The sequence below is a fragment of the Stutzerimonas stutzeri SDM-LAC genome (assembly GCF_000235745.1).
GTDB classification, from domain to species: domain Bacteria; phylum Pseudomonadota; class Gammaproteobacteria; order Pseudomonadales; family Pseudomonadaceae; genus Stutzerimonas; species Stutzerimonas stutzeri_H.
The window spans coordinates 54,045-71,808 of the sequence record NZ_AGSX01000141.1 but is presented as its reverse complement, the minus strand read 5'-3'; the positions used below and the strand labels follow the sequence as shown (position 1 = coordinate 71,808).

Sequence of the window (17,764 nt, the reverse complement as noted above, 5' to 3'; positions counted from 1 at the left end):
GGCGCCACCGGGCGGGCGCCGCAGCCAGCTCACGGCCTCGGTGCCTTGTCGCGGCCCGAATCGAGCGGCGCCTCGCCACTCAGGTCATCGTCATCCATCACGTCATCGTTTTCTTGCAACACGGCATCGCCACCGCTGAGGCCTGTGTCCCTGTCCCCGTCGGCCGGGCCATCCCAGGGCTTGCCATCCAGAGGGTGAACGCGAGCTTGCTCGGCCTCGTCGAGGTCTACGTCCGCGCCGATTTCGTGTTCGGACACTTCGGACAGTTCCTGATCCGCTGGCCCCCCATGGCCCCGTTCGCGAGGTGATCGGGAGCCGTCTTCCGGTATCAGGGTGTCCGGAGCCATGTCATCCATCGTGGGCTCGCCATCCGGCACTTCACCGCCCGTCATCCCGGCTTCGGCGACGCGCTCCGGCGGGAACTCGTTCTCGAGCTCGTCAGCCGGCACCTCGTCGCCAATGCGACCCTTGCGATCGTCTCGATGCTGGTCGAAATCGAGCTGTTCAATGGAACCCATGCGGTCCTCAGTATCGTCGATTTCCGTTGGCGTGTAGGGCTTGCGATCGCTCATGACAACCTCCTGCTTGAACGCTGGTCTTGCAGGTTGTGACCCGGCATGCCATCGAAGATTCAGGCGGGCCGCTGGCCGGCTCGGGCTTTATGGACCAAGCTCCAGGTGGCGCTACCGTTGCATTGGCAGATGCCCGCCGCGACAAAAAATGGCGAACCACTACCGTTGATCGGGGGTCCGAGCAACATGAGCGAAAAAAACGATTACCCCGAGCTAGACCCCCGGCGCTGCGCCTTTTTCTTCGATGTCGATGGCACGCTAGCCGAGATTCAGCCGCGGCCAGAGCTCGTTTCCATCCCGCCCCTGACGCTGCGAGCGTTGGAGCGCATGAATGCGCACGGCATCCCCGTCGCGGTCGTCTCGGGTCGGCCGATCAGCCAGCTCGACACGCTCCTTGAGCCCTTGCGCTTGCCCGCCGCCGGTGTACATGGCGCAGAACGTCGCAATGCTGCCGGCGAGGCGAAGAACCTGATCCTCGACAGTGAGCTGTTCGATGCCATCCAACAGGAGCTGGCGGACGCCTGCGCTCAGCATCAAGGTCTGACGCTCGAAAACAAGGGTGTTGCCTTTGCACTGCATTTCCGTCTGGCCCCGGAACTGGAAGAAATCGCGCGTGGCCTGGCCGAGGGGTTCGCTGAGCGGTATTGCGAAGTGCTGGCGCTACAGCCAGGCAAATGCGTGTTCGAGCTGAAGCCGCGAGGGGCCAGTAAGGGCGAGGTGCTCCGCACCTTCATGCAAGAGGCGCCCTTCGCCGGACACATTCCGGTCTTCATCGGGGACGATTTAACCGACGAGGCCGGCTTTACGGTCATCAACGAGCTGCGCGGGGTCTCGATCAAGGTAGGCAGCGGAGCCACCGAAGCCAAGCAGCGGCTAGAGTCAGTAGAGGCCGTTGCCGTCTGGGTCGACGGCTTGGCAAGAACACTGACTGCACCGCAGGAATATCGATAAAAACTAGACTGGAGCGAGAACTGCCCATGAGCCGACTAGTAGTGGTTTCCAACCGCGTGGCGCCAATCAAGGCGGGGAAGGTCGCCGCGGGCGGGCTTGCGGTCGGCGTCTACGATGCGTTGCGACAGGCCGGCGGCATCTGGTTCGGCTGGAGCGGCGACGTCAGCAGCACGCCCCAGACCAATACCGAGGTGGTCGGCAACATCACCTACGTGACGATGGGCCTGACCAAGCAGGACTACGACCAGTACTACCGTGGCTTCTCCAACGCCACACTCTGGCCGATCTTCCACTACCGTATCGACTTGGCCCGCTACAACCGCCAGGAATACGAAGGCTACAGACGGGTCAACGCCATGCTGGCGGAGAAGCTCAAGCCGCTACTCCAACCCGACGACATCATCTGGATCCATGATTACCATCTGATTCCCTTCGCCGAAGCCTGTCGCCAACTGGGCATTCGCAATCGCATCGGTTTTTTCCTCCACATTCCGTTCCCGCCACCGGAAATACTCACGGTCATCCCGCCGCACAATGAACTACTCAAAACGCTGTGCTTCTACGACCTCATCGGCTTCCAGACCGAGACCGATCGGCTGGCGTTTCAGGATTACATGACCCGTGAAGTGCGCGGCATTCTGGAATCCGATGGCAGCCTGACGACCTACGGTCAGAATTTCCGCGCGGGGGTCTATCCCATCGGCGTGGTCCCGGATGAAATCCAGGACCTGGCTGAGTCGTACAAGGGCCGCAGCAAACCCATGCGGCGTACCACAGACGTGGATCGCAAGAAAATCATCAGCGTCGATCGCCTGGATTACTCCAAGGGATTGGTGGAGCGCTTCAAGGCCTATCAGGCCTTTCTCGAACGCTATCCAGAGCACCGACGCGCGGTGGAATTCATTCAGATCGCGCCGACGTCTCGCTCGGATGTGAAGACCTATCAGGCAATCAGGCAGCAGCTGGAAAGCCAGGCCGGGCATATCAACGGCTGGTTGTCCGATCTGGACTGGACGCCGCTGCACTACCTCAACAAAAGCCATGACCGCCGCGCCCTGATGGGCCTGTTTCGCCAAGCCGATATCGGTTTCGTTACACCGCTACGCGACGGCATGAATCTGGTGGCCAAGGAATTCGTAGCGTCCCAAGACCCGGAAGACCCCGGCGTGCTGGTGCTGTCACGCTTCGCCGGGGCCGCTCGCGAGTTGACCTCGGCACTGATCATCAACCCCTACGATTGCATCGGCATGGCCGAGGCACTGGACCGCGCGATGCGCATGTCGCTGACCGAGCGCAAAGATCGCTATGAACACATGATGCGGGCGATACGCGCCGCAGACCTGGACGCCTGGCGCGACAATTTCCTGCGAGACCTGCGAGCGTTTTCCTCCCGGCCGCGCGCGGAAGTGCCCTCCAACCCGCTGTTTCTGGTCTGAGCTGTGTGACGCGCCAGCGCACATCCTTTGTCATAATGAGGACCGGTTCATAATCTGAATCTCGAAATGGAAGGCAATCGATGAGTAACGATCTTCAACAGCTGATTGAGAACAACGCGCGCTGGGCTAAAGCGATCCTCGAAGAAGACCCGACGTTCTTCGCCAAACTGGCCAAACAACAGACGCCTGAGTATCTTTGGATCGGTTGCTCCGATGCGCGGGTGCCGGCCAACGAGATCGTCGGCATGCTGCCGGGCGACCTGTTCGTTCACCGCAACGTCGCCAACGTCGTGCTGCACACCGACCTCAACTGTCTGTCGGTCATCCAGTTCGCGGTCGATGTGCTCAAGGTCAAGCACATCCTGGTGACCGGCCACTATGGTTGCGGCGGCGTGCGAGCCTCCATGCGCGACGACCAGCTGGGACTGATCGACGGCTGGCTGCGTACCATCCGCGACCTGTATTACGAGCACCGTGAACACATCTCGACCTTTCCCACCGAGGAAGCGCAGGTCGACCGCCTATGCGAGCTGAACGTGATTCAACAGGTCGCCAACGTGAGCCATACCAGCATCGTCCAGAACGCCTGGCATCGTGGCCAGCCGCTGTCGGTGCATGGCTGCATCTACGGCATCAAGGATGGGATCTGGAAAGACCTCAACGTCACCATCAATAGCCTCGAGCAATTGCCGCCGCAATATCGCGTACGCCCCTATCGGCCTCTCTGATGGCCAACCGTAATGGCTGGGCCATGGCCGGCCTGCTGCTTGCTGTGCTCTGCTGGAGCGGCAATGCTCTGGTAGCGCGCGCCTTTCATGATGCGATCCCGCCCCTGACCCTGTCATTCTGGCGGTGGACGCTGGCCACCTGTCTGTTGCTGCCATTCGTGGCCCGCTCGATCTGGGCGCACCGTGCCACGCTGCGCGCCGCCGGCTGGCGCCTGCCGGTAGTCGCGGCGTTGGGCATCAGCAGTTACAACTCGCTGTTGTACTCCGCTGCGCAAAGCACCGAAGCCATCAACCTCACCCTGGTCAACACCTGTCTGCCACTGTTCACCTTTATTGGCGGCGGCTTGCTCCTGGGTGAATGGCCGGCACGTCGCGCCTGGTTTGGCATGGCCATCGCTGCAGGTGGCTTGGTCTACTTGATCAGTCGCGGTAGCTGGGATGCGTTCGCCAATCTGGCCTTCAAGACTGGCGACCTCATCATGCTCGTGGCGGTTCTGGTGTGGGCGCTGTACACCCTGTCGCTGCGACGCTGGGGCAGCTTTCTTCAGGTTCCGCCCTTGACGCTATTAGGCGTGTTGATGGTAATTGGAACGCCGTTGATCCTGCCGTTCTACCTGTTCGAGCTCGGTCAGGTAGGCGGCTTCGAGCCCAGCCTGATCAACCTGTCCGTCATAACCTACACGGCGGTCTTCGCCTCGCTGGTCGCGTATCTGTCCTGGAACCACGGCGTCAAAACCGTTGGCGCAGCCAAAGCGGCAATGGCGACTTATCTGATGCCGGTTTTCACCGCGATTCTCGGCTGGCTGCTGCTGGATGAAGGCTTGCAGTTGTTCCATTGGGTCGGCGGCGGGCTGATCTTCGCGGGGTTGCTGCTGGCAACCCGGACGACGGCTCGCGGCGCAATTACGCCACAGGCGAAACAGCGTATAAGCTAGCAAGCCTGCCCCTGCGTGCCGGGGCGTCATGGCGGGGCGGTGCGCGGCGTTCAGCGATGCTGTTAGAAAGGTGACGACGCATGGCAGCGGGGCTGCTGACGCCGCACCTGGGTGGTGCGGCGCTTGGCGCGCAGAGTTATGGGGCGCGGTAAATCGCGCACAGTTTATTTCCGTCGGGATCACGGACGTAACCAAGGTGCATGGCGCCCAGGCTACCTTCGCGCAGTCCCGGCGGGTCTTCGCACGTGGTGCCACCGTGAGCGACCGCGACGTCATGAAATTCCTGTACCTGCTCTGGCGAGCTGCACCTAAAGCCGACCGTGCCACCGTTGGCGACCGTCGCTTCTTCCCCATTGATGGGTTCAGTTACGCCGAACAGGCTGCCGTCGTGCCGGTAAAACAGGCGCGTGTGCCCGGTGGGGCCGGTGTCGCGGATCGGCTCGCCAGCACCAAGCACGCCGAGCACGGCGTCGTAGAACCGCTTCGACCGTTCAAGATCATTCGAACCGACCATCACATGGTTGAGCATAAGAGTCTCGCTACGTGGTTTTGGAAACAGTATGGAGCCCGAACTGTAGACCGGCGTGAAGAGGGCTGCCAAGGCTGGCGCAACCCTTCATGTACGGCTGTTGAGTCAAAAACGAAATGGCTGAGCGCTTTTTCGGCTAACCCGCCAGCACCGGTGTATTGCTTTCCAGGTGAGGGCAAGCCCATTCCACGAATGCCCGCACCCCATCGAAGCAACCCAGCTGGATGTTCGGATTTAATGACAGCGCTGGGATTAGCTACGGCGCAACGATCTGCAAACCCCCAACCAGCAACTGCGCCGCCGCCATCCAGATCACCGCACCAATCAACCCCAACGACAGATGCCCGACCACGATGCCGACGGCGATCTGTTTCCACAGCCCGGTATGTCGGTTGGCTTGAGTAGCGGCGGGGCGATAGGGCGTTTCGCGCTCGGCGCGGAGGTTGTCGAAGTCGTCTCTCATGGGGCGCTCTCGGTGCGGTTGGCTAAACGACGGACACAAAAAAAGGGTTCAGCTTTCGCTGAACCCTTTCTTGAATTTGGTGGCTACGCAGGGACTTGAACCCCGGACCCCAGCATTATGAATGCTATGCTCTAACCAACTGAGCTACGTAGCCAAGTGGCGCGCATTATTCGCGCCGCGCGGTTGTGTGTCAACCCTTCGGGTGCGCTTTTCTACCTGCTTTTTCAAATGCTTATGCCGCCGGTCCGACCGTTGTCGGTGCGCTGTCGATCAATCCCATTTTGGCGCGAATCCGGGGTTGGCCAGGCGCTTGTTACGGTCCAGCGTGGCGATCTGTTGCATTTCCTCGTCGGTCAGTCGCAGCGCCTGCGCTTTGAGGTTGACGGCGAGGTTTTCGCGCTTGGTTGAGGAGGGGATTACGGCGAAGCCTTTCAGCCGCCCGGCAAGGGTGATCTGTGTGGGCTGGCGTTGTGCGCTTCGCCGATGCGTTGCAGCACTTCGTCCTGCATCACCTTGCCCTAGGCGAGCGGCGTATAAGCGGTGATGTTTAATTACCTGAGCGAGCGCCTCGCCGAGCAGGCCTGGACGCACGGATAACCGGTCCGAACGATGCATAGTCGGGCCTGCCTAACGCAGCAGGCACACCTGCGAGGAGACCGTCATGCTTACCATCATCCGTTCAATCGATCCGCCGTTTTACCCCTGGCTGGCGGACGAATCACCACTGAATGATCTTGACGACGCGCAAAGTGAGACCGAGCTCGACGACGGCGACACCCTGCCCGACGAGGTGCTCGAACAGCTGGAAAAAGAGCCGCCGCCGCCCGATCCGATGCGTGATCCGGGCGTGATGTAACGGTTTATCGGCTTAGGCCTGTCGATGGTTTGGTCCGATCCAGCGCGGTTCGGCTGAACCGAGCCGCTAGCGTTACCCACTAGTGCTGGAGCCGGAGTATGAGCTGTAGGTTGCCAGCTACGGCCGCAGACGCCCTCCGCCCGGCGAACGTTGCTGGGTATCAGCGATCTCGCCGTTTAGCTTCCGTGGGCCGCGCAACGGTGAGTGCACAGACCTATAAGATCAACGCCACGGCCATAGAGAGGCAAGCCGTAAAGCGTGTCGTGCCGGCGTGGTGGTCGTTAGCCTCAGCGCAAGCGATCTGACATTCAACTCAGTGTGACGTGGCGAGTCCTGAACCGCTTCCAGCGACGCACTTCTGGCCAACTTCGTTTCGAATTGATCCGCAACCTTCCGGCTCGCTGCATAACAATGCCATCCCTTATCAAGAGACGTAACGCATGAACAGGCGGTTATGGGTTGTTGTATTGCTGATTGGCCTGCATGTGTTCGTCGGCGTCACGATGATTCCGGCTTTATCGCTCGGGCTGTTTGGCAGCGTTCTCGCGTGGGGCTACCTCGCACTTTCGGCTGTGCTGATGCGCTATGGCGTGCTGGTGCGAGGCGCAGGCAATGTGCTGCTGGCGTGGTCCGGGTTGCTGGCGATGGGTATCTTTTCCAGTCTGGCGATCTTTGCGCTGTTGCGGGCCTTCATGCTGGCGCTGGCATCGCTGCTGGGCTGGGAGTCGCCCGGCGTTGCGCAGGGTTCGGCGGTTACCGTCGTCGCTGCGGTCGTGGCCGTAACGCTGTTTGGCCTGCTCAACGCGCGGCGGACGGCGCGGGTGGTCGAACGCGACATCGCGCTGCAAAATCTTCCGCCGGCGCTGGAAGGCTTCAACATCGTGCAGCTCAGCGATATTCATGTTGGGCCGACGATCAAACAGGGCTATATCGAAGCGATCGTAAAGCGGGTCAACCAATTGTCGCCTGACCTTATCGTCATCACCGGCGATCTGGTAGACGGCAGCGTCGCCGACCTGGCCGACGACATCGCACCACTGGCTCAGCTGAGGGCCGGCCACGGCGTTTACGTGGTCACCGGCAACCACGAGTACTACTCCGGTGCGGACAGCTGGATTGCTGAATTCGAGCGGCTGGGCATGGCGGTGCTGCTCAACCGTCATGTGCTGGTCGAACGTGCGGGCGCTCGGTTGGTGTTGGCGGGCATCGCCGACTACTCGGCCGAGCTGTTCAGGCCCGGCCATCGCAGCGATCCGGTCGCGGCGCTCGCGGGTGCGCCGTCGGATGTGCCGCGCATCCTCCTTGCGCATCAGCCGCGGTCGGCGAAGGCCGCGATGGCCGCTGGCTGCGATCTGCAGCTATCCGGCCATACGCACGGCGGGCAGTTTTGGCCCTGGATGCATTTCGTGCGTTGGCAACAGCCATGGGTAGCGGGCCTTCAGCGTATCGACGAGATGCAGATTTATATAAGTCGCGGGACGGGTTACTGGGGGCCGCCGCTGCGTTTCGGCGCGCCATCGGAGATCTCCCGTATTCGTTTGATCAGGGCGGCGACCTAAGCCGTTCAGCTCGCCAACAGCTGGCGGCGCAGCAGTGCGTAGTCCTCACCTTCCACTTGCCCACGGCGCAGCGGGTTGCGCGTGCAGTGCGCGGCGAAGCCTGCATCGACGAAGCGGTGGGGCAGGTGCTCGTCGCGGCCGGCTGGAATGCCCAGGCGCGTCGTCTGGATGATGTCGGGGCGGGCGCCGATGTCATCCACGCGCAGGCGGGTCGGGTCCATGCGTTGCGCGTTCCATTGCGTGACGGTCAATCCCAGCGCCTTGCACAGCAGCGTCTGGCCCGAGCACAGACGAGTCAAAGGGCGAGGGCCGCCGGCGGCGGCTGGGCTGTTGCTGCGCATGCGCTCGATGGATTCCTCACATGACAGCGAGTCGACCCAGGGATATCCAGCCTTGATGCAGACAGCGTTGCCGTCCCCTTGTACGCTGAAGTTGAGCGAGTCGCCGCCGCGCGAATAATAAAGATAGAGATGGCCGGCTGGCATGAACATGGCGCGCCGCGAGGGGCTTTGGCCGAGCGAAGAGTGACTGGCTTTCTCGTCGATGTAGTAGGCCTCGGTCTCGATGATGCGCGCCGACAACCACAGCCCGTCTACGCAGTGGCGAATCACGGTGCCTAGCAGATCCTGGGCGACGATTTGCGCGTCCCGGTCGAAAAAGGTGTCGTCGAGATGCTGAATCAAGGGTTCGGTGAGGCTGTTCATCGCTACTCCGGCGTCGGAAAGTCTGCCTGTTCCGACCGCATAAACGGGGCGAATATTCCGCTCGTAAGTAGCAGATGACATGCCGGTCGTCAGACGAATACGGCGATCAAGCCGATGACGCGACGTTACGCCAATATTTCAGGCGCCAAATGTAAGAAGCCCCGCGGGTAAGCGGGGCTTCTTGAGGGGCATCGTCCAGCGGGAGCTGATCGAGTGGCAGCGTCAGACGTTAAAGCGGAAGTCATGGCTTGGAGGTCAATGATTACGTTGGTTTTGTTAATTTTAATAAATTACATACCCGGTTCTGTACCCTGTTTTGATTCCTTTGCCTCTTAAATTGCTCTCGGACTTAGCATCCTATACTTGGCTTCGGCCGCACTGATTGCCTCCTTGATTGCGCGCATCCGCTCTTCAGTAAGCTTCGTAGCGGCGGCTTCGTCGTCGGTTGAAAGCTCTAGTGGTTCATCCTTCCAGAATGTTTCCCATCGCGCTAGCTGCTTCTGGCAGTGACGCAATTGCTTCTCGGTCTCGTCAATTCTGACTTTGTTCAGCTCAAGCGCTAGCTTGTAGTCATTGCGCATGATCTTGGCATTCAGCGCCTCTTGGCGCTTCGTCGCTTTCCGCTCGCTAGCCAGTTCCGTAGCGTCCTCAATCAGGCGTTGAATCTGGGCTGTCACGGTGATTCTGTTGCCTTTCGCTAGGCGTCCCAGTGCTGCTTTGATGGCTACCGGGAGGGTGAATGAGCACGTTGTCCTACTCCCTTTAGATGAGCGGTACTGCCGTTGTCTGATTGCATTTCTCAGGCGTGCAAGGAGCTTGAGGCCGTGGGTTGTCGACTCAAGATTGTGGATTAACCGAGTGAGGGCTTTGAAGTCGTCATGGATGAGAAGGCCAAGTTCTCGATCTTGGTACGTTGTTCGTTCAAGTAGGTAATTCGCAGCCCATAGCCATTCTTCTCTGCGCTCCTCGCTGAGCCAGCTAGGAGGCGTAATCGTAACGCTTTCTTCTAGACCATCTCGCTCCCAGCTCTCCTTCGCGTGGCGGCTATTTTCGCTTCTATAAGGCCTCATTACATGTCCAGTTATCAGGTCGATTAACGGTATATTACCTGCGTAATTATCGGTTGTGTTACCTGTGCCGTTACCCATTACGTTACATGAATATTAATAGCAGAAAATATAGGGTATAAATCGTCATCTAATTCTTCTATGTTCCGGTGTTAGTAATGCATAGAGCGCTTGTTTTTTCAGAGATTAATGGCCTTGGGGCAGAGGCTAGATTTTTGCTTCAGGTTATGGTGTGTCAGTGGACGGCAGGTTTAGGTGCTTCGTACAAGGTCAAGGAATTTGCAAAGCTCCACTGTCTTACGGAGAGGTTGGTCAGAGAAGCTACGCGGGGGTTGGTAGAGGCTGGATTGTTGACGACGAAAAAACTGGCTGAGCAGAAAGGGCGCCCAAGCCAAGAATATGAGGCGTCGCAACCCTTGCTTGATCTGCTAGGCGAAAACGAGAGGGGCAGAGTTACCCATGAGGATCTGGTTCTGCGCCTTTTTTGTGAGCCTGATGTGTTTGCAGAGAGGCCTTTGCCCGATGCGGATACAACGCGCGTGAGGGTTGCTCGTAAACAAGTACGCGAGGATGGGCGTCCAGCAGCCCCAGGGGCGCATGGTCGCCTAGCTGCTTCCACGAGAGTTCTCCTGGCTGCCCTTTTAATCTCCGCGGATCAGTGCGGTGTTGTTATAGGCATCGGAGAGGCGAGGCTCCGAGCGATGACAGGCTTGAACTCGGCTGCGCTGAAGCACCAGGTCAAGCGGCTTTTGAATCTTGGTTTTATGCGTTGCCACGTACCGGGCGTATCCAACGGAGTTTTTGTTGGGGCCAAGGTACCTAGCATCTACTACCTGAACCTTGGACATCCTCAGCTTACTGACCAGAGCCCTCACGGGCTGCTGGTTTACGCTAGCGAAGGGCTGTCTGGCTATGAAAGGCTTACGAGCGGATTGCGCTCCGACATCCAGAAAGCTCTTCTCGCCCTCGGGCCAGCCGTGCTTGATGTCCTTTATCACAAGCTCGCTAGGTATACATCGCATCTGCTTTCCAAAACGTGGGGCGAGCCGAGCAGTGAGTATGGTGCTGCCCCCGCATCGTTGGAGGGCATGATCGCGCGCGAATTAACTCAGTTGAAGGTTGGTAATCCAAGGCAAAGTGAGGCTGGCTATTACTGGCCTGGGATGCCCGATCATTTCTTTGCGCTGGCGTATGAATGGGCTGAGCTTTTGAAGAAAAGGCTTAGCGGTAAGATCTGGCAGAGCTATCAGCCGCAGCTGGTAAGGCTGATACCCGCACCAGGCGAGGAAGCAAGTGCCTTGAGAATTGTTTCTCTGATGTTTTACCCAGCTCCGGCCCATCAAAAAGGTTGCATTTTGATGAGGGATTTCCGTGACGGATCTCTTGAAGAATTCCACGGAGAGACTGACTTGGTGATGAAGTGCGGTTATGTGCCTGGCTTGCTGACCCCTCCCAGCTAGAGCTTCTGGCTGTTCAGGTCAATTTTTACACTCTCTGCACATCCTCTGAGCCATACAGAGGAGCCTGCTCATGCGAATCATGCGATTGAAAGAAGTCATCGACACAACTGGTTTGTCTCGGTCAACCCTGTACAAGTACATCGGGGAAGCCCGGTTTCCGTCGCCGGTCTCGTTAGGCGATAGGTCGGTCGGATTTGTCGAAAGCGAGGTCTTTGATTGGATTCTGGCCAAGATCGAGGAGCGCGATCTGGCTGAGGGAGCTTCCACGCGTTCCACCGTTCGTTTGAGCATGGCCAGCTAGAACTAACAGCGCCATGACCGGCTGCGGCTGGTCATGGCGCTTATGCCGCCCTGGCTGTTCGGCTCGTCACGGCAAGTCGTGGCGGTGCCGCTCCCACCGCCCCGACAGGCTCAGTTCCGATATCTTGCTCAGGGATCTTCGGCTTGATTTATTTCCGAAATCTGAACTCGGCAAAAATGGACGCTCTGGCTGGATGAATGAGGTGGCTTTGCCCGAGCTGGTCGGTGACGGAAAGTGCGGTGCGGGTATTATGCTTTTACTAGCTATTACTACCCGAAGGGTTCACGCCTAACCGAGAGCGACCTTCACTGACCAGATCTCATACACAAGGCGTCGGACACTGAGTCACCACCTGAAAGGCTAGCAGTACAACGCATGCAGATAGATCAACCAACAGATCAGGCGAGGACAGGTAACGGTTAAAAAGTACACAGCAGGCACAGGTTATGAAACTCAACCACTAAGAGGTCATAACCATGCTCATCAATACCAATAACACTACCCGCAAACCACTCCGTCATTCTGAGAACAGTAACCTCAGCCTTCACTACGCCGACACCTTCGAAGGTCTACGCCTGATGATCGACAAAGGGCCTTTCATCCGGGAGTACCTGTCCGCGCTTAAGCACACCATCGAGCTTGCCTTAGCTGAATACCCTAGGGCCTTGGCATTTAGGGTGGATCTCCGATTGCCCTATGGCATCGAGCTGCCGCACTACGCCTATACCAACCAGGTCATCAGTCGGTTCTTTGAGTCATTCACGAAGAAGATCCAGTACCACCAAGAGAAGGTGGGCGAACGTGGCTACGCTCGTGGCTGTAAGGTCAGGTACGTCTGGTCGAGGGAGATCGGCCAAGGCGGTAAGCAGCATTACCACTTGCTCATCCTGCTTAACCGGGATGCCTATTACACGGTGGGGCGGCTGGGCTCCGAGAGAGTCAACATGATCAGGCGCTTAGAAGAGTCCTGGGCCAGTGCGCTGGGGTTGTCGATCTATGAGGTCGATGGGCTGGTACATATCCCCGACAATGCGACGTATCGGATAGACCGGCATCCCCGTATGCGGAGGGTCGCAGGGGAAGATCGCAAGATTCTTGTAGATGAGCTACCGGATCTGTTCCATCGTGCAAGCTACCTGTGCAAGGTGGCTACGAAGTCCTACGGGGATCGTCAACGTGGATTCGGTACCAGCAGGGGCTAGATTAGATATCCGGCCTCACAACGAGATAGGGGGCCGCTTTTACCGACATGCTCGGCTTGGCAGAGCAGTACATTCGCTTGTGAATGGTTGCTGGCAGGTCGGGCGATACGGTTGTTTCAGTTAGTCCGCGTCCATCGACAGCGCAGTAGGGGCAGAACCGGGAGCCTGGTGGGCTGAGCAGGTAGCAGGCTCTGCATTCTGCGGCCTTTCCGTTCCAATCGCGCAAAGCTTTCAGCATCGTTGCCGCGATGAGCTCGGATCTACCGTTTACATTGGCGTCTTGCAGTTGGGTTGGCTGATGGGCTGCAATTTCAGCTTGCATTGCTCGATGCGCCTTCAAAGCCAGATCATGCTCGGCAGCCTCATTGGCGATGGCAAGCTGCCGAGCTTGTTCTTTAGCTTTACGCTCGGCCTGTTCTTTTAGCCAAGTAGCATTCAGCTCAAAGGCCCGTGATTGGAGCTGCTGCTCCTTGAAGGTTTTTAATGATTCGCCACGAAGACATCTGATCCAGTAACGATTCGACGGATCCTGCAGCACGGCATGCTTGTAACTCTCAGCATCATTGATCTGCTCAAGGGTTAGGCGGTGCAGGTCAATCTCCATGCTGGAGTGCTCGAGCGCTTGAAACTGGCGGTAACGCTCATGCTCCATCCTGGAGGACATCTTGATGCGTACGATCAACTTTCGGCCAGATAGATGCAGGATCGCATGACCTCTCAACCCATCCAGCTCAACGAATCGTTCGACTGAGTCTGCTGTGACTGCCACCGGCGGTAGCTCGACCTTTTCTTCCAGCGCTCGGCCGCTTGCTGTAACAATTCTAGCCATGTCGACGAAGGTCGGGAGCAGGAGCTGCTTGTGCTGCACAATCAGTGCAACTGCGGCGCGTCTGACTCCCTCGCGAAAGCCAGTGGTGCAATCATTCGATTGGGCATGGCGAAAGTGAGGAGCGACTTTTTCGCCATTGTTGGCAGCATTCAGTGGCTGCCGGCAACCTGGGCAAATGCAGTTGCAGCGAAGACCATTCTCGACTTCAAAGGCGCGGAATAAGTCTCCATCACGCTCGCCAAAAGGAATTTTGTTTTCGTGCATCATCCATGCTCCACGCTTTTGCATCGCTCGGTCGGATCATAGCCGGTGAGCTGGCGCGCAAGAAGATAGGGTCACATCAATCCCGTATGATCACGGCATTATTCGGTGAAGGGTTATCAGTTGTGCAGAACCAGGATCTGCAATGCCAGGAGTATTACCAGACTCGCTTTACTGGTTATCTGAATCAATTCGCCCCAGGCATGGCGCTCGACGAGTGCCTGCATGATTTTCTGGATCAGCGTCCGCAAGGAAAATACACCGCACGCAATCGAGCGGCCGGATTGGTTGCTGCTAGTTTCTGGTTTGAGCCCGTCAACCTTGAGGGGGCTCAGGTTGCAAGCCAGGCGTTGGCGCGCGCTCTGCATTTCGATGATGTGATCAGCAAGGAGCTGCTGGAGCATTTGGCCGTTCATCATCCAGATGTATTGCGCTGGGCCATTCGTTATTCGAAGCTCTTTACCCGCAGCGGATCACCGCTTTGGAAGCATCTTCGGGAGACGCTGAGCGGCGATGCGTGGGAAGAATTCTTTGGCGTCTGTGATCGCCTTCTGCAGCAACTCGAACCTTTTGATGAAGCAATTGCTCAGGCTGAAAATCAGCTGAAGTCGCTCTCCCTGCTTGAGCTGCTCTCCTATCTCAGTGTGTTGGCCTATGGCCGTCTGGGCGAGGTAGATGATGATCCTGCTGGCAAGGATTGGGGCGTCTACGAACGGATCGTTCTGCGCAAGCTTAAAGTCTGCACCGAGTCTGATTTTCGACTATCCGAGGAGATACTCGGGCGCTCGCTGAAACGGCACCTATCGCCAATGCTCTTCCCTCACTCTGGCGGGGGAGCTGAATGTGTAGCTCATTTGGAAACGTTGGCTGTATTGGTCGCTGCGATGCGTGAGCGCATCGACTACGAAGGATCCATCGACTGGTTCTGCTACGACAGTGAGTGTGATTACCAACTCAGGCCTGGACAGTCAGTCATCTTCAATAAGACCGATGAGGGCACACAGCGTTGGCAGCGTACCGAACGCAAAAGCCAGTTGTTCTGGTGTTACTGGATGCGCCGTGCAGTTGAGGTGTTTGCTGCTTCAGGTATGGCGGGGAAGATCATGGGCAGCCCTGAAAACCATGAGGCCAATCAGCTCGCTTATATAAAGTCCGTTCGTAGCCAGCTCTACTTACAAGTTGTCTTCGGGTTAGGTGAGCGCGTCAGGCTTAACGATGGCGCTGAAGTTTCGCTGCATCACGCCATGCTCGCCAGCGAGCTGACCAGGGCTTTTTTCGAACAGGCATACCTGCAGCCTTATCAGCGCTACCTAGATGACCTGGGGGACCCTTTAGCAGCACTCGGGCGTTTGGCCTTTGAGGGGTTGCTGCAGGGAGAGAATCGTTTTCCCATGACCTGGTCAGAGTTGCCAGCTAAAGTTCGGCGGATCCGCGCATGGACGGTCAGTGATGAGCATCCTGCAGGTGATGCTGATGCAGCCAAGGCGATTTTGCAGTTTTGGACCAGTGATCTGCAGGCGCTGTCTGCGCAGCTCAAGCAGACGCCAAACATGCCAACGCCAAGACTGTACGAACGGCCATTTTATAAGATCGGCCGCTACAGCTTTCAGTTTCCCTGGGTTGCCGGCCGGCAGAACAGTTTGACGGCTGCGGTGAATAACCTGCGTCGTGTCGAGCAGCGTCGGCCTGAGCTGCGCGGCGAAACCGAGCGTGTGGAGCACGAGCTCGCCGAGGCGCTCAGGCAGAGGGGGTTCCGTGTGGTTGTTGGCTATCAGCCGCTCTGCAGTGAAGAGCCTGACGCCGGTGAGATAGATCTGCTGGCATACCTGGACGGCGTGGTGCTCTTGCTAGAGGTCAAGTCCGGATTTATCCGCTCAACACCGCACGAAGTCTGGCTGCACCGGACGAATACCCTGCGCAAAGCTGCCAGGCAATTGGAGCGTAAACAGCCGGCCGTACTCCAGGCCTTTCAGGCTGACTCAGGCTTGCGCTCTCGACTTGGGCTCAGTGAGCACGAATCGATTTCAGCCCTAAATGCCTGGATTGTCGACACGTCGATTGAGCTTGATGGTGAGGTTGTTGATGGCTTTCGTGTCGTGTCGCGCGAAGTCATTGAGGTGACCTTGCGCGATGAACAGCACTACCTGAGAGCGTTTGATCAGGACGAAGAGGAAGAGCCTGCGTCGCTGTATCCTGATGGGTTCAGCCCGCAAGCGTTTGTTCAGATCATTGAACGCAACGAGATTTGGCAGGGCATGCTTTGATGGCACCTATTGGCAAATGCCATCAGCAGGACGCAGCCAAGATCCTAGGCGCAGTAGCTGGACGATACCGAATCGTCACGATCATGGCGTGACCTGCATTCCCTGCTGCACGGAAAATTAACTAATCAAAATGAGTACCACTATATTTGTAAAATACAAATATGGACGTGCGCCTAAGGCGTGCAATAAGATCCGTTCTAACACACAGATCAAGTGCCTCTAACTCATATGACGCTCATAAACTCTCTTGCAGAGCTCGCTCAGCCACAGCGTGATCGCCTGGCTTTTATCGAGCTTCGAGTGCGCTTCGTTGGTGAGATTCGGCGGCAGGATTTAGTGGAGCGTTTTGCCATTCAGTCTGCTGCAGCGACCCGTGATCTTGCGCTGTACAGGGAGCTAGCCCCCGGTAACATCGACTATGACTCTAAGGGCAAGACCTATGTCCTAGGCGCGGATTTCCGTTCGCTGTTCGATTACCCGGCCGAAAGAGTCATGTCGTGGCTGACACAGGCCTTCGGTGATGGCGAACCGCTGAAGTTCAAAACTTGGGTACCCAGTGAAACTCCTTCCCGGCTGACGAATCCCGATTTGGATGTGCTTGCGAGTGTGACCCGCGCCATCCATCAGGGCTGCCCCATGGCAGTCGAGTACTACTCGATTTCCAGTGGTAAATCGAAACGCGAGATCGTGCCTTTCGCCTTGATCGATACAGGCCTGCGCTGGCACGTCCGCGCGTTCGACCGGAAGTCCCAGGAGTTCCGGGATTTCGTCATCACCCGGATCAAGCGCCCGGTGGTGCTCAAGGGCCAGCCAGTGGCGCCCCACGAGATGAGCGATCAAGACATTCAGTGGACCCGGATCGTCGAGCTGGAGTTGGTGCCGCACCCGGATCAACCCCGACCGGAGATCACCGAGATGGACTACAGCATGCAGGGTGGCGTGCTGCGGATGAAGCTGCGGGCAGCCACCGCCGGCTACATCCTTCGCCAATGGAGTGTGGACTGCACGCCCGACCACAGCTTGCGCGGGCACGAGTATCGGTTGTGGCTGAAGGACCACCTGGCCATCTACGGCGTGCGCAATGCCGTGCTGGCGCCGGGCTACCGGTCCCCTGATCAACAACGGCTTGAAGCCGAGGCGGACTGATGGGATGAGCATGCTTGCAAAACTCGAACGACTCATCGGCGAAATCGGCGACCTCAACAGCAAGTTGATCCTGCTGGTCGGTCCCAGCCGCAGTGGCAAGACCCAACTGCTGCGCCAACTCAGCGCCAAGCTCAACATCGAGCCGCTCAACGTCGGCCTGGAGTTGGGGCGCCGTTTGGCCGCCACGCCGAATAACAAGCGCGGCTTCTCGGCAGGCGAACTGCTGCGGGAAATTGCGGACAAGGAACGAACTGAAGACCCGCTGCTGCTCGACAACCTCGAGTTGTTGTTCGAGCCGGGCCTGCAGATCAACCCGCTTGACCTCGTCAGGCGGCTGGCTCACTCCAAGCGCGTCGTGGCCGTCTGGCCTGGCGAGCTGCGCGGTGATCGCTTGGTGTACGCCGACATGAGCCATCCAGAACATCGTGACTACAGCCGTGACGGCGTGGTCGTACTTGAAATTTGACCTGAATTTGAAAATAGAGAGCAGGGAAGAGAGAA

General features: G+C 58.1%; 19 protein-coding genes and 1 tRNA gene. 12 read left to right on the top strand and 8 right to left on the bottom strand.

Annotation, left to right across the window (positions count from 1 at the left end; genetic code table 11):
* Positions 1 to 29: 29 nt before the first annotated feature.
* Positions 30 to 572, bottom strand: coding sequence for a hypothetical protein (locus PSTU_RS0114950; RefSeq protein ID WP_019341834.1), 543 nt, complete (start codon positions 570 to 572; stop codon positions 30 to 32).
* A 186-nt stretch (positions 573 to 758) separates the two neighbouring features.
* Here PSTU_RS0114950 and otsB point away from each other — a divergent pair, with 186 nt between their 5' ends.
* The 4 genes from otsB (at position 759) to PSTU_RS0114930 (ending at position 4,622) form a co-directional block, all read left to right on the top strand.
* Positions 759 to 1,523 (top strand): trehalose-phosphatase, encoded by a 765-nt coding sequence (gene otsB / locus PSTU_RS0114945; RefSeq protein WP_029404812.1) that lies wholly within the window; start codon positions 759 to 761, stop codon positions 1,521 to 1,523.
* Between the two features lie 26 nt (positions 1,524 to 1,549).
* A complete protein-coding gene (gene otsA, locus PSTU_RS0114940) occupies positions 1,550 to 2,959 on the top strand; it encodes an alpha,alpha-trehalose-phosphate synthase (UDP-forming) (protein ID WP_019341832.1) in 1,410 nt (469 codons plus the stop codon).
* Between the two features lie 80 nt (positions 2,960 to 3,039).
* Complete coding sequence (gene can / locus PSTU_RS0114935; protein ID WP_019341831.1) at positions 3,040 to 3,687, top strand: carbonate dehydratase; 648 nt, start codon at positions 3,040 to 3,042, stop codon at positions 3,685 to 3,687.
* Positions 3,687 to 4,622, top strand: coding sequence for a DMT family transporter (locus tag PSTU_RS0114930; RefSeq protein ID WP_019341830.1), 936 nt, complete (start codon positions 3,687 to 3,689; stop codon positions 4,620 to 4,622). Before can ends, PSTU_RS0114930 begins: the two co-directional genes overlap by 1 nt.
* A gap of 136 nt (positions 4,623 to 4,758) precedes the next feature.
* On the opposite strand, the gene PSTU_RS0114925 is transcribed toward PSTU_RS0114930, so the two are convergent.
* The 4 genes from PSTU_RS0114925 to PSTU_RS0114910 form a co-directional block, all read right to left on the bottom strand.
* The gene (locus PSTU_RS0114925) at positions 4,759 to 5,151 is read right to left on the bottom strand and encodes a VOC family protein (RefSeq protein WP_019341829.1); all 393 of its coding nucleotides are present in this window, start codon (positions 5,149 to 5,151) and stop codon (positions 4,759 to 4,761) included.
* Between the two features lie 256 nt (positions 5,152 to 5,407).
* Complete coding sequence (locus PSTU_RS0114920; RefSeq protein WP_019341828.1) at positions 5,408 to 5,614, bottom strand: hypothetical protein; 207 nt, start codon at positions 5,612 to 5,614, stop codon at positions 5,408 to 5,410.
* 77 nt (positions 5,615 to 5,691) lie between these two features.
* Positions 5,692 to 5,768: transfer RNA gene (locus PSTU_RS0114915), tRNA-Met, on the bottom strand.
* 116 nt (positions 5,769 to 5,884) lie between these two features.
* A complete protein-coding gene (locus tag PSTU_RS0114910; RefSeq protein ID WP_029404811.1) occupies positions 5,885 to 6,229 on the bottom strand; it encodes a hypothetical protein in 345 nt (114 codons plus the stop codon).
* Positions 6,230 to 6,275: 46 nt separating this feature from the next.
* Between PSTU_RS0114910 and PSTU_RS20880 the strand changes: the two genes are divergently transcribed.
* Both PSTU_RS20880 and PSTU_RS0114900 read left to right on the top strand, forming a co-directional pair.
* Complete coding sequence (locus PSTU_RS20880; RefSeq protein WP_019341827.1) at positions 6,276 to 6,470, top strand: hypothetical protein; 195 nt, start codon at positions 6,276 to 6,278, stop codon at positions 6,468 to 6,470.
* Between the two features lie 440 nt (positions 6,471 to 6,910).
* Positions 6,911 to 8,029 carry a metallophosphoesterase gene (locus PSTU_RS0114900; protein WP_019341826.1) on the top strand — a complete coding sequence of 373 codons (1,119 nt, stop codon included), beginning with the start codon at positions 6,911 to 6,913 and terminating at the stop codon, positions 8,027 to 8,029.
* A 5-nt stretch (positions 8,030 to 8,034) separates the two neighbouring features.
* Here the strand turns inward: PSTU_RS0114900 and PSTU_RS0114895 are convergent, their stop codons facing one another.
* Positions 8,035 to 8,733, bottom strand: coding sequence for a DNA-3-methyladenine glycosylase (locus tag PSTU_RS0114895; protein ID WP_019341825.1), 699 nt, complete (start codon positions 8,731 to 8,733; stop codon positions 8,035 to 8,037).
* Positions 8,734 to 9,065: 332 nt separating this feature from the next.
* Complete coding sequence (locus PSTU_RS22095; RefSeq protein ID WP_237709878.1) at positions 9,066 to 9,410, bottom strand: hypothetical protein; 345 nt, start codon at positions 9,408 to 9,410, stop codon at positions 9,066 to 9,068.
* A 1,091-nt stretch (positions 9,411 to 10,501) separates the two neighbouring features.
* Here PSTU_RS22095 and PSTU_RS21840 point away from each other — a divergent pair.
* The 3 genes from PSTU_RS21840 to PSTU_RS0114875 all read left to right on the top strand — a co-directional run bounded on the left by PSTU_RS21840 (position 10,502) and on the right by PSTU_RS0114875 (position 12,763).
* Entirely contained in the window at positions 10,502 to 11,260 is a 759-nt protein-coding gene (locus PSTU_RS21840) for a hypothetical protein (protein ID WP_192827025.1), read from the top strand.
* Positions 11,261 to 11,330: 70 nt separating this feature from the next.
* A complete protein-coding gene (locus PSTU_RS0114880; protein ID WP_019341822.1) occupies positions 11,331 to 11,561 on the top strand; it encodes a helix-turn-helix transcriptional regulator in 231 nt (76 codons plus the stop codon).
* Positions 11,562 to 12,037: 476 nt separating this feature from the next.
* Positions 12,038 to 12,763, top strand: a complete 726-nt coding sequence (locus PSTU_RS0114875; RefSeq protein WP_019341821.1) for an inovirus Gp2 family protein — start codon at positions 12,038 to 12,040, stop codon at positions 12,761 to 12,763.
* Position 12,764: 1 nt separating this feature from the next.
* Here PSTU_RS0114875 and PSTU_RS21780 read toward each other — a convergent pair whose 3' ends face one another.
* On the bottom strand, positions 12,765 to 13,856 hold the full coding sequence (locus PSTU_RS21780; RefSeq protein ID WP_157999803.1) for a hypothetical protein: 1,092 nt from the start codon (positions 13,854 to 13,856) through the stop codon (positions 12,765 to 12,767).
* A gap of 5 nt (positions 13,857 to 13,861) precedes the next feature.
* Between PSTU_RS21780 and PSTU_RS0114865 the strand changes: the two genes are divergently transcribed.
* The 3 genes from PSTU_RS0114865 (at position 13,862) to brxF (ending at position 17,729) form a co-directional block, all read left to right on the top strand.
* Positions 13,862 to 16,117 (top strand): nuclease-related domain-containing protein, encoded by a 2,256-nt coding sequence (locus PSTU_RS0114865; RefSeq protein ID WP_019341819.1) that lies wholly within the window; start codon positions 13,862 to 13,864, stop codon positions 16,115 to 16,117.
* Positions 16,118 to 16,345: 228 nt separating this feature from the next.
* Positions 16,346 to 17,263, top strand: a complete 918-nt coding sequence (locus PSTU_RS0114860) for a WYL domain-containing protein (RefSeq protein ID WP_029404809.1) — start codon at positions 16,346 to 16,348, stop codon at positions 17,261 to 17,263.
* Between the two features lie 4 nt (positions 17,264 to 17,267).
* Positions 17,268 to 17,729 (top strand): BREX-3 system P-loop-containing protein BrxF, encoded by a 462-nt coding sequence (brxF, locus tag PSTU_RS0114855; protein WP_019341817.1) that lies wholly within the window; start codon positions 17,268 to 17,270, stop codon positions 17,727 to 17,729.
* The last annotated feature ends 35 nt before the right edge of the window (positions 17,730 to 17,764 follow it).

Excerpts from the sequence above, each read along its gene's own strand:
- can (WP_019341831.1), top strand. The coding sequence starts at position 3,040 with ATGAGTAACGATCTTCAACAGCTGATTGAGAACAACGCGCGCTGGGCT.
- PSTU_RS0114925 (WP_019341829.1), bottom strand. The coding sequence starts at position 5,151 with ATGCTCAACCATGTGATGGTCGGTTCGAATGATCTTGAACGGTCGAAG.
- otsA (WP_019341832.1), top strand. The coding sequence starts at position 1,550 with ATGAGCCGACTAGTAGTGGTTTCCAACCGCGTGGCGCCAATCAAGGCG.
- PSTU_RS0114860 (WP_029404809.1), top strand. The coding sequence starts at position 16,346 with ATGACGCTCATAAACTCTCTTGCAGAGCTCGCTCAGCCACAGCGTGAT.
- PSTU_RS20880 (WP_019341827.1), top strand. The coding sequence starts at position 6,276 with ATGCTTACCATCATCCGTTCAATCGATCCGCCGTTTTACCCCTGGCTG.
- PSTU_RS0114875 (WP_019341821.1), top strand. The coding sequence starts at position 12,038 with ATGCTCATCAATACCAATAACACTACCCGCAAACCACTCCGTCATTCT.
- PSTU_RS21840 (WP_192827025.1), top strand. The coding sequence starts at position 10,502 with ATGACAGGCTTGAACTCGGCTGCGCTGAAGCACCAGGTCAAGCGGCTT.
- PSTU_RS21780 (WP_157999803.1), bottom strand. The coding sequence starts at position 13,856 with ATGCACGAAAACAAAATTCCTTTTGGCGAGCGTGATGGAGACTTATTC.
- PSTU_RS0114880 (WP_019341822.1), top strand. The coding sequence starts at position 11,331 with ATGCGAATCATGCGATTGAAAGAAGTCATCGACACAACTGGTTTGTCT.
- PSTU_RS0114930 (WP_019341830.1), top strand. The coding sequence starts at position 3,687 with ATGGCCAACCGTAATGGCTGGGCCATGGCCGGCCTGCTGCTTGCTGTG.
- PSTU_RS0114895 (WP_019341825.1), bottom strand. The coding sequence starts at position 8,733 with ATGAACAGCCTCACCGAACCCTTGATTCAGCATCTCGACGACACCTTT.
- otsB (WP_029404812.1), top strand. The coding sequence starts at position 759 with ATGAGCGAAAAAAACGATTACCCCGAGCTAGACCCCCGGCGCTGCGCC.
- PSTU_RS0114900 (WP_019341826.1), top strand. The coding sequence starts at position 6,911 with ATGAACAGGCGGTTATGGGTTGTTGTATTGCTGATTGGCCTGCATGTG.
- PSTU_RS0114950 (WP_019341834.1), bottom strand. The coding sequence starts at position 572 with ATGAGCGATCGCAAGCCCTACACGCCAACGGAAATCGACGATACTGAG.
- brxF (WP_019341817.1), top strand. The coding sequence starts at position 17,268 with ATGAGCATGCTTGCAAAACTCGAACGACTCATCGGCGAAATCGGCGAC.
- PSTU_RS0114865 (WP_019341819.1), top strand. The coding sequence starts at position 13,862 with ATGCTCCACGCTTTTGCATCGCTCGGTCGGATCATAGCCGGTGAGCTG.
- PSTU_RS0114910 (WP_029404811.1), bottom strand. The coding sequence starts at position 6,229 with ATGCATCGTTCGGACCGGTTATCCGTGCGTCCAGGCCTGCTCGGCGAG.
- PSTU_RS0114920 (WP_019341828.1), bottom strand. The coding sequence starts at position 5,614 with ATGAGAGACGACTTCGACAACCTCCGCGCCGAGCGCGAAACGCCCTAT.